This is a genomic window from Erwinia sp. PME.40.26/001 (assembly GCF_055556675.1).
Window position 1 is genome coordinate 1 of the sequence record NZ_JBVHNP010000354.1, and the last position, 247, is coordinate 247.

A 247-nucleotide genomic window follows, 5' to 3' on the forward strand; every position below is an offset into this window, starting at 1 on the left:
TGGACAGAGGGCCGAATCGCAGGGCGTCCAGGACGGCGATGGGGCGGGCGCCCATCGTAAAGATATCGCGCAGGATGCCCCCGACGCCGGTAGCCGCGCCCTGGAAAGGCTCGATGAAGCTGGGGTGGTTGTGGGACTCGATTTTGAAAGCAATGGCCCAATCGCCGCCGATGTCGATTATGCCGGCGTTCTCTCCGGGCCCCACCAGGACGCGGTCGCCGCGAGTGGGCAGAGTCTTCAGGTGCAG

1 protein-coding gene is annotated in these 247 nt (G+C 65.6%); it reads right to left on the reverse strand.

Annotation, left to right across the window (positions count from 1 at the left end; genetic code table 11):
* The coding region (locus ACZ3HG_RS24515) for an AIR synthase related protein (RefSeq protein WP_465335095.1) at positions 1–247 on the reverse strand (247 nt) is incomplete at both ends.